Origin of the sequence: Alteromonas sp. W12 (genome assembly GCF_001924945.1) — a bacterium.
GTDB lineage: Bacteria > Pseudomonadota > Gammaproteobacteria > Enterobacterales > Alteromonadaceae > Alteromonas > Alteromonas macleodii.
Map to the genome: position 1 here is coordinate 1 of NZ_LQXH01000003.1, position 6,734 is coordinate 6,734.

Sequence of the window (6,734 nt, forward strand, 5' to 3'; positions counted from 1 at the left end):
CATAGCGATACGGTACCACCTGACTCCATTCCGAACTCAGAAGTGAAACGTATTAGCGCCGATGGTAGTGTGGGGCTTCCCCATGTGAGAGTAGGACACTGCCAGGTCCCATTAAAAAGAAACCCGCCTAACGGCGGGTTTTTTGCGTTTGGAAGAAAGAAAAATAATGGGGTCAGAGTACATTAATCCCCAATCCCCTCAGCAAAACCTCAAATTGGGGTCAGAGTACTTTTTTTAAAAAACGAATTTAAACTATGCGTGATTTCATAACAGTGTGGGAGAAGTACTCTAATTCGCCAGCACACCTTATTAGAGAAATGTACTCTGACCCCATTATTCGAGGGATCAATGCTGTGGACTTATTTGAATGTATAGAAAAAGCGACAGGTTGAAAAATAATCGGTATGGTATAAAAACACTAAACAGCTAGAAAGTTTGTATGTCAGCCTTACCATTCAATAATAACCCAGCTTATTTGCGGGGTAATTTTCAACTTGAACCAGTGACCGCTCTATTAAAGCTGCATGCAGAACTTGTTTGCTTTCTTCTAATAGCATTCTTCTTTGTTGGTAATGCATTTATTGAAAATAGTGAAAAAGAGCGGGTCTTAGCTAATCCTCAGAAAAACGACTTTTTCTATATTGACTATAGAGCTATAGATCCTTCATCGGATGCTCGATTTCGCTATGTCCCCTTGAAATTACTTAGTGTCGATAATGATACTCTTACTTTTAAAGTCGGAAACATTGCTCACACAACACCTGTCTCACCAAGTCAACACGCGAAATTTGATAAAGCGTTATTGCTACGCAATTACTATCGTGTTGATAACCTTGTACTTAGCAAAACAAGAGTAAATGAGTTGGTTGCGTCTGGTGCCATTTACGATGCTAGGCGGCCTCGAAATATTTATATTAACGGTTGGATGGTTTTGCACCTTAATGAGTTAGTACCAGATAACAGTTAGTAATAAAAAAGCGTTTGTAAGCAATAGAGCCCAGGTAAAGTACACTCCTTACGAGTGAGGCAACATGTACCTTGAAGTGTTTATTTTATTTACTATGAATACAATACTCAGCCAATAAAGTACTCTGACCCCATTACTAATGGGGTAGAGTCAATCTACTCACTTCATTAATCTGACAACTCGTACCTTGAAGCGTTTGTTTCATTTGCTAATGAATACAATGCTCAATTAATAAAGTACTCTGACCCCATAACTAATACTATCCGCTTATGGATAATTGGTTTAAAACGCTTTACATTTTTAAGGTGTTAATGAAATGTTAAGTGCGCCTGATGAAGTATTTAGTTTTAGCTGTTATTGCCGGTCTCGTTAATGTAGTGATGTCTTTTGTTACTTCACATCTACTAATCTCTACAGTTGCTACGTTTCTTACTATCCTTTTTGCGGCCTTTATTATTGAGAAGGTATTTCAAAACCAAAATATAGCCGCTAGTAAAATTGTTCTAACTGACGATTATAAGAACAATGCACACAGCAATGATGCAACGAAAGTTAGTCATGCCGCGAGTAACATTGCAATTGGTGGTGCTTCTATCTCTTTCTTTTTAGAGCAGTTATCAAAAGCATTTAATGAGCAAGTCGCGAACATCGGCGAGATGAGCGGTAGACTCCAACAATTAGAACTTTCCTCAACTCAGTTAGATGATCTTGCCAAGAATGCTGCATTTTCTATGAATGAATCTGACGAGAAAACGCAGTTCGGCAGTACGTCGTTAAAAGAAGTATTAAGCCAGCAACAGCAGCTGGTTAAAAACATAAATGCGTCATCTGAAGCGCTTACTACATTAAAAAGTAAGGCCGAGGGAATAAGTACAATAACAAACACCATTAACCAATTGGCCGATCAAACAAATATGCTAGCGCTTAATGCTGCTATTGAAGCTGCAAGAGCGGGAGATCAAGGACGTGGTTTCGCCGTCGTTGCTGATGAAGTACGCGAGCTTGCCAAGAAAACAACCGATGCCACCTCAGGAATTGAAAGTTTGCTGCAGGATATGAATACAAGTAGCCAGGCCGCAGTGGCTACTATGGAAACGGTGCTTAACTCTAGTGATAACATGAATTTGAAATTAAAGGAGAGCGAAGAAGCTATCTCACACTCCAGTATGCTCTCTACAAAAGCCCGAGAATCGATGGGCGCTATGCAAGCAATGGTAGAAAATAATGCAGAGCATAGCGCAGGTATAAGTACCAATATACTTCAGTTGCACACGACGACAGAAAAATTAGAGCACGACCTCACTGATGTTTCTACTCAGGCGCTATCACTGAGTAGTCAAGCTGAAGATATCTTCAGGCTGCTGGAAAGCTTCGACGTAAATGATCGAAACAGCGAAGTTAGAGACATTGCAGTAAATGCAGCTAAAACTGTTGGAAAGCGTTTCGAGCAAGCGATTTCAGAAGGGAAAATATCGGAAGCAAAGCTGTTTAATTTTGACTATTCACCTATACCGAACACTAATCCTATAAAGCACACAACACCTTTTGATAAGTTCACCGACGAAGTACTTCCCGCTATCCAAGAACCTTTATTAGAAACACATAGTTTCATTATTTATGCCGGCGCAGTTGACGTAAATGGTTACTTTCCTACCCACAACAAGAAGTTTAGTCAGCCCCTTACTGGTAATTACGATACGGATTTAGCAAATAACAGAACGAAACGGATATTCGATGACAAAACCGGAAGTCGTTGTGGCAGCAATACCTCTACTTTCTTGCTACAAACTTACAAACGAGATACAGGTGAGGTCATGCATGATCTATCTGCACCGATATATGTGAACGGTAAACATTGGGGAGGGTTTCGTATTGGTTATAAAGCCAAAGAGCAGTAAGTTCTCTGTATTTACGTATAAGCGCTAGCTTCCGTTTTCTCACTTTAACGAATGAAAGTGGTAATGCTCTAGCGCTTAGCAATATTGGCAACAATATTATTCCTTCTTTGCGCTTTTATTTGCTGCTTCGTTACCCTACCATTAGCGAATTGTTCGCAGTTCGTAAAACTCTATGCCTTCACTACAACCATACAGCACATTTGGCCTCGCCGCTTCTTGTGATTCTATCCAGTCGTTTAGCGACGTTACTTCATTCCTGTCTATCTTCAAAACTTCTAAAAACAATAACAAAGCCATTTATATATTGGGCGGTGGAAGCAATTCAGTCTTCACTGACGACTTTGACGGTACAATTCTGGTTAACGAGATTAAGGGAATAAGCCATTTTGATACTGAAAGTCACCACTACTTACGTGTAGGTGCAGGTGAAAACTGGCATGACTTCGTCACTTTGTGTATGAAAGAGAAGTGGTATGGTTTCGAAAACCTCGCCTTAATACCTGGCTCAGTAGGCGCATGCCCAATTCAGAATATTGGTGCGTACGGACGAGAAGTGAATACGTTGATCGACAAAGTAGAGTGTGTATTTCTTGAAACCGGCGAGCAGGTATTGTTGGGCAATGAAGACTGTCAATTTGGCTATAGAGACAGTGTGTTCAAGCATGCACTAGCGAACAAAGTGCTAATCACTCATGTAAACTTTAAACTGCCCAAGCACTACGAACTTGAGACCAGCTATGGCGAACTAGCGGCACTCACTGAGCCTACACCAGAAAAGGTGTATAGTAAGGTAATAGAAATTAGGAAGAGCAAACTTCCCGATCCTGCCGAGCTAGGCAATGCAGGAAGTTTCTTCAAAAACCCAGTGGTTTCAAAAGCTGTGTTTCAAGCGATCGCACAAGGGTATGATTCAGTGCCCCATTTTGTGGTGCACGGAGGTGTTGAGCTGCCAGCCACTGAAAAAGAACAAATAAAAATTCCTGCCGCGTGGCTTATCGACCAGGCAGGTTTTAAGGGCAAGACTTTGAATAAAGTACGATGCCACCCTACACAGCCATTGGTACTTACTAACTTAGGTGGCGCCACCGGAAGTGATGTAATAACCATGGCAAAAGATATCATAGCAAGCGTACAGGGTAAGTTCGGCATACAGCTTGAGCCAGAAGTGCGCTTATTAGGAAGCAAAGGACTTATTTCGCTATGAGACAAGCATCAAAAGCTATAAGAAAACATATACTCGCTTTGTTGTCCGACGGCCAGTTTCACTCAGGGGAAACCATTGCACAGCAAGTGGGCCTTTCGCGCACAGCAGTTGCAGGGCATATTTCCCAACTCGCCGATTGGGGATTAGATGTATTCAAAGTAAAAGGTAAAGGCTACCGTTTAGAACGAGGGTTTCCATTGTTAAGCGCCGACAGCATTAAACGTCATTTAGGCAATACAAAACGAGCGGTTATTGATGTGGAGTCGGTATTACCTTCCACCAATACGGAAATGAAGAAGCGTATTGCCAGCAAACGAGAAGATCTTGAAAACGGCGATGTCGTTTTTGCTGAAATTCAGACCGATGGACGCGGTAGACACGGCCGTTCATGGTTAGCGCCAGTTGGCGGAAGCTTAACTTTTTCTATGTACTGGTCTTTTCCCGACGGTTATCAAAGCATGGCAGGACTTTCTTTATTGGTAGGCTTGGCAGTTTGCGATGCACTTAAAGAATTTGGCGTAGAAGACGCCGAGCTTAAATGGCCGAATGACATTTATTTGCAAGGTAAAAAGCTTGCGGGCGTACTTATTGAAGTAGAAGGGCAAATAGGCGCTACGGCGCATAGTGTTATCGGCATAGGTTTGAATGTTTGCGTACCCGATAATCAGTACGATGTTGGTCAGCCTCATAGCGATCTTGCGTCATATTTGGGCACTATCCCAGATAGAAATGCATTGGCGGCAGAAATAATTAAATCGCTTTGGTCTTATTTACCTAAATTTACCCAGCAGGGCTTCGGGCCATTCACAGCATATTGGGAAGCGCTCGACTTATACGCCGATAAACGCATTGTTTTACAAATGGGTGAGAAGCGTTTTTCCGGAATTGATAGGGGAGTGGACGCCAGCGGCGCGCTACTAGTTGAAACACAAGACGGTATTACCCGATTCCACGGTGGCGAAGTTAGCCTTAGAGGCAATTAACTTTTTATTTTTGTTTTATTTTATAGCTGAGCTACGAAGATTTTAGCCATTATTTATAATAAAAGTACTTCGTAGTTCATCTTTGTGATTTTTAAATAGCGTTTTATCCGTTCGTTTTACGCATTGCGTTGCGATTGAAACCAAAAATATGAACAACATTGAAGAAAACCACGTCATATTAGTGGATATCGGTAACACCCGAATAAAATATTCACTGCTTTGTCATGCAGAAGAAGAGCCTAATGCATGCGAAGATGCCAATTCTCTCTTCTCTTTTATCGATTCTCAGAAAAAAATTTCCCATTTATATATAGCTTCGGTAAGAAATCAGGAGCTGGTTGATGAAATATCCGCCATGTGTAACGAGCGAAATATTGTTTTTGTAGAAAAGCACACAGAAAAAGAAGCCTTCGGCATAAAAAATAGTTACGCGAATGTTCAAAAAATGGGCGTTGATAGATGGCTTGCCATGGTCTGTGCTGCAGAAAAATCAAAAAAAGCATTTTTTGTTATGGATGTAGGTACGGCAATAACGGTTGATTTTGTGGTGAATGGTCAACATTTAGGCGGTTGGATCGTGCCTGGTTTTCAAGTAATGCGTAATGCATTGGTTGCTTCAACTAAAAAAGTGTTCGCGAATGATGAAATTCCGACCACCTTTGGAGTGGGGACTGATACAGAAGATTGTGTGGCAACAGGGTGTCATGCTGCCCTATATGGTGTTTATTTGAGCGCGGTTGATTACATATCAAGCAAACAAACCGAATTTGACATAATTTTAGGGGGTGGAGACAAAAAAGTGTTTGCATTCTTAAAATCTGCTGATAACATGCGCCTCGCTCATTTGGTGATGCAGGGTCTTGCCCGCTACGCTCGAAGTGAACTTCTAAAGGGAACATCGACGTAAGTTTTTGATTAGTTGAAAAATTGGTCAAAAAAGAAAATTGAAAAATTTTCAAAAAGACACTTGCACAGAGTTAAACAATACTCTAGAATGCGCACCCACTTGATGTAGTGCCGACTTAGCTCAGTTGGTAGAGCAACTGACTTGTAATCAGTAGGTCGCCAGTTCGATTCCGGCAGTCGGCACCATCAATCTGGAGGGGTACCCAAGCGGTCAACGGGAGCAGACTGTAAATCTGCCGGCTCAGCCTTCGCAGGTTCGAATCCTGCCCCCTCCACCACTTTCTCTATGAGGTGGCCAGAGAATTAGGATTGCGGGCATCGTATAATGGCTATTACCTCAGCCTTCCAAGCTGATGATGCGGGTTCGATTCCCGCTGCCCGCTCCAAATCAGTGCTGATATAGCTCAGTTGGTAGAGCGCACCCTTGGTAAGGGTGAGGTCGGCAGTTCAAATCTGCCTATCAGCACCAGTTTATTTCTCCCCAGCTCATGTAAAATTTCTAAATTTTTTAATGTAACTTTGCTGGGATAATAGAAATGGCAAAAGAAAAGTTTGAACGTACGAAACCCCACGTAAACGTGGGTACAATCGGCCACGTTGACCACGGTAAAACTACCCTAACTGCAGCTATCACTACAGTTCTTTCTAAAACTTACGGCGGTAACGCACAGGCTTTCGATCAAATCGATAACGCGCCTGAAGAGAAAGCACGTGGTATCACCATTTCTACTTCACACGTAGAATATGACACTCCTACTCGTCACTACGCACACGTA

7 protein-coding genes, 4 tRNA genes and 1 rRNA gene are annotated in these 6,734 nt (G+C 42.0%); all 12 read left to right on the forward strand.

Annotated features, from left to right (window positions below; translation table 11 throughout):
- Window positions 1-107 (forward strand): 5S ribosomal RNA (rrf, locus tag AWH61_RS07580); the annotation flags it as partial.
- A 147-nt stretch (window positions 108-254) separates the two neighbouring features.
- The gene (locus AWH61_RS20130) at window positions 255-392 is read left to right on the forward strand and encodes a hypothetical protein (protein ID WP_156086956.1); all 138 of its coding nucleotides are present in this window, start codon (window positions 255-257) and stop codon (window positions 390-392) included.
- Between the two features lie 47 nt (window positions 393-439).
- Complete coding sequence (locus AWH61_RS07585) at window positions 440-967, forward strand: hypothetical protein (protein ID WP_075176696.1); 528 nt, start codon at window positions 440-442, stop codon at window positions 965-967.
- A 332-nt stretch (window positions 968-1,299) separates the two neighbouring features.
- Window positions 1,300-2,865 carry a methyl-accepting chemotaxis protein gene (locus AWH61_RS07590; protein ID WP_075176697.1) on the forward strand — a complete coding sequence of 522 codons (1,566 nt, stop codon included), beginning with the start codon at window positions 1,300-1,302 and terminating at the stop codon, window positions 2,863-2,865.
- 172 nt (window positions 2,866-3,037) lie between these two features.
- Entirely contained in the window at window positions 3,038-4,069 is a 1,032-nt protein-coding gene (gene murB, locus AWH61_RS07595; protein WP_075176698.1) for a UDP-N-acetylmuramate dehydrogenase, read from the forward strand.
- Entirely contained in the window at window positions 4,066-5,052 is a 987-nt protein-coding gene (gene birA / locus AWH61_RS07600) for a bifunctional biotin--[acetyl-CoA-carboxylase] ligase/biotin operon repressor BirA (protein WP_039222269.1), read from the forward strand. Before murB ends, birA begins: the two co-directional genes overlap by 4 nt.
- A gap of 148 nt (window positions 5,053-5,200) precedes the next feature.
- A complete protein-coding gene (locus AWH61_RS07605; protein WP_075176699.1) occupies window positions 5,201-5,959 on the forward strand; it encodes a type III pantothenate kinase in 759 nt (252 codons plus the stop codon).
- A gap of 109 nt (window positions 5,960-6,068) precedes the next feature.
- Window positions 6,069-6,144: transfer RNA gene (locus AWH61_RS07610), tRNA-Thr, on the forward strand.
- A 7-nt stretch (window positions 6,145-6,151) separates the two neighbouring features.
- Window positions 6,152-6,236 (forward strand) — tRNA-Tyr (locus tag AWH61_RS07615).
- A 33-nt stretch (window positions 6,237-6,269) separates the two neighbouring features.
- Window positions 6,270-6,344: transfer RNA gene (locus AWH61_RS07620), tRNA-Gly, on the forward strand.
- 7 nt (window positions 6,345-6,351) lie between these two features.
- A tRNA-Thr gene (locus AWH61_RS07625) sits at window positions 6,352-6,427 on the forward strand.
- Between the two features lie 67 nt (window positions 6,428-6,494).
- Window positions 6,495-6,734: GTP-binding protein (locus AWH61_RS07630; protein ID WP_249922618.1), on the forward strand; the 240-nt coding region annotated here is incomplete at its 3' end.

Bases quoted from the DNA above. Each gene is read 5' to 3' on its own strand.
- AWH61_RS20130 (WP_156086956.1), top strand. From the start codon at position 255: ATGCGTGATTTCATAACAGTGTGGGAGAAGTACTCTAATTCGCCAGCA.
- AWH61_RS07585 (WP_075176696.1), top strand. From the start codon at position 440: ATGTCAGCCTTACCATTCAATAATAACCCAGCTTATTTGCGGGGTAAT.
- AWH61_RS07590 (WP_075176697.1), top strand. From the start codon at position 1,300: ATGAAGTATTTAGTTTTAGCTGTTATTGCCGGTCTCGTTAATGTAGTG.
- murB (WP_075176698.1), top strand. From the start codon at position 3,038: ATGCCTTCACTACAACCATACAGCACATTTGGCCTCGCCGCTTCTTGT.
- birA (WP_039222269.1), top strand. From the start codon at position 4,066: ATGAGACAAGCATCAAAAGCTATAAGAAAACATATACTCGCTTTGTTG.
- AWH61_RS07605 (WP_075176699.1), top strand. From the start codon at position 5,201: ATGAACAACATTGAAGAAAACCACGTCATATTAGTGGATATCGGTAAC.